Here is a 1890-nt window from a genome sequence, read left to right as displayed (position 1 = left end):
CCTGCAGGCCATGACCGGCTGGGACAAGGAAATCACGCCCAACGCCATCGAGGTCTACATCTCGCGCCTGCGCGGCAAGCTCGAGCCGCACGGCATCGCCGTGCGCTCGATTCGCGGTTTTGGCTACCGCCTGGAACTGACGGAAGCCGCGCCCGGCATGCCCGGCGCGGGCGCCGAGTAAGCGCCGGCGCATGGACGCCCCCGGCCGTCCCTGGGCCGACCGCCTGAAGGCCCGCCTGGCCGCCCTGGCCACTCGAACCGGCAACAGCCGCCTGGTGCCGCCGGCCATGAAGTCCGGCCTGCAGCGCCGCCTGCTGCTGCTGTTGCTGGTGCCGCTGGGGATTTTTGCGCTGATCAGCGTGTACTTCGATTACCAGACCGCCGGCAACGTCGCGCTGCAAAAAGACCAGCAGCTGGCGCGGCTGATCCCGTTGCTGGCCGATTCCGTGGTGGGGCCCGGCATCACGCCCGGGGGGCGCGAGCCCCTGCTGCTGCTGGCGCCGGCGGTGGACGATTTCCTCAAGGCCCGCACCGGTTCCGCCGGCTTCCGGATTTCCGACGCCCAGGGCGAATTCATGGCCGGCGAGGCCTGGATCCCCGACCTCCTGCCGGCCACACATGAGACCGAATTCCACAGCATCGAACACAAGGGCGCCACCTACCGTATCGCGGCCCAGCGCGTCAATACGGCTGCGGGTGAGCTGATCGTGCAGCTGGCCGACGGCTCCGACCCGCGCCAGCAGTGGGTGCGCTCCGTGCTGATCAAGGTGCTGCTGCCCAACCTCATCCTGGTGCTGGCCGCAGGCTTCGCGCTCAACTGGGCCGTCACGCGGGCGCTCAAGCCGCTGATCGAGCTCAAGGATGCGGTGGAGCGCCGCAGCCCGCGCGACCTGAGCGCCATAGACCCGCAGACCACGCCCGCCGAGGTCCAGCCGCTGGTCAGCGCGCTGAACCGGCTGTTCAGCCTGGTGAACGACCAGGCCGAGGGCCAGCGCCGTTTTGTGGCCGACGCCGCGCACCAGCTGCGCACTCCGCTGGCCGGGCTGCAGGCGCAGGTCGAGGCCTGGGCGCAGGCCGCCAAGGTCGCGCAAGCCGCGGGTTCGGATGGCGCCGTCACGCTGTCGGCCGAAAAAATCATCAAGCTGCGCAACGCGACCCGCCGCACCTCGCAGCTGGCCAACCAGCTGCTGGCGCTGTCGCGCGCCGACGCCTCGGCGGCCGCCGCCCAGCCCATGCAGCGGGTGGACCTGAAGGATTTGTGCGAATCCATCCTTCCGCTGCACCTGGACGCCGCCGCCCGCAAGGGCATAGACCTGGGGCTGGAGGYCCAGCCCGCCCAGGCCACGGGTTACGAATGGCTGCTGCGCGAACTGCTGGGCAACCTGGTGGACAACGCCGTCAAGTACACGCCGGCCGGCGGCACCGTCACCATACGCTGCGGCCCCGGCGCGCCGCCGGACGACAAGCTGGACCCCGGCCAACGGCGCTCCGGGGTGTTCCTGGAGGTGGAGGATGACGGCCCCGGCATCGCGCCGCACGAACGCGCCAGGGCCTTGCAGCGCTTTTACCGGGTCCAGGGCACGGAGGGCGAGGGCAACGGCCTGGGTCTGGCCATCGCCAGCGAAATTGCCCGGGTCCACCATTCCCAGCTGGAGTTGGGCGACGGCGGTACCGAGGCCTCCGGCCCGCGCGGATTGCGGGTCCGCCTGAGTTTGTAGTCCGCCCGCCACAGTGAGCGCTCGCTGTTACGAAAGAGAACGTTGTAGCTTCGCCTCACGCAGTAAAACCCAGGCATCGCAAGCCCTGATCCGTCACTTCCCTGTGCGAGAATCAATTGCAACGATTTCCGGTTTTTTGAAACATTCTCCATCCATCGCCTATGTCCGACTT

Annotated in this window: 2 protein-coding genes; both read left to right on the top strand. The window is 68.9% G+C overall.

From position 1 onward, the window contains the following. The coding region (locus AC1D0P_RS25330; protein WP_477679255.1) for a winged helix-turn-helix domain-containing protein at positions 1–181 on the top strand (181 nt) is incomplete at its 5' end. 106 nt (positions 182–287) lie between these two features. After that, positions 288–1718 carry an ATP-binding protein gene (locus AC1D0P_RS25325; protein WP_477679256.1) on the top strand — a complete coding sequence of 477 codons (1431 nt, stop codon included), beginning with the start codon at positions 288–290 and terminating at the stop codon, positions 1716–1718. The last annotated feature ends 172 nt before the right edge of the window (positions 1719–1890 follow it).

This window comes from Polaromonas sp. P1_G2, assembly GCF_056405515.1.
Note: the sequence above shows the minus strand (reverse complement) of the source record. Positions and strands in the feature narration are given on the sequence as shown.